General features: G+C 61.5%; 1 pseudogene. It reads left to right on the top strand.

Annotation, left to right across the window (positions count from 1 at the left end):
- Window positions 1-265: pseudogene (locus tag HLUSI_RS0110735) on the top strand (hypothetical protein); the annotation flags it as partial.

The following is a 265-nucleotide window of genomic DNA, read 5'->3' as shown; positions in this document are numbered from 1 at the left end:
CTTACGTAATCCCTACGCGATTTTTTTAAAAATGATCGTCACGGTGCTGGGCTCGTGCGTGTCGGCCTGCATCCGCGACCGCGTCACCGGCATCGGCGGCATGAATCACTTCATGCTGCCCGACAGCGGCGACGGCGACAGCCCGATTTCGGCATCGATGCGCTACGGCACTTACGCCATGGAAATTCTGATCAATGACGTGCTCAAGGCCGGCGCCCGGCGCGAGAACCTGGAGGCCAAGGTGTTCGGCGGCGGCAACGTGCGC

Origin of the sequence: Herbaspirillum lusitanum P6-12 (genome assembly GCF_000256565.1) — a bacterium.
Lineage (GTDB): Bacteria > Pseudomonadota > Gammaproteobacteria > Burkholderiales > Burkholderiaceae_D > Herbaspirillum > Herbaspirillum lusitanum.
The sequence above is the reverse complement of the archived record's forward strand: the minus strand, read 5'-3'. Positions and strand labels throughout refer to the sequence as shown.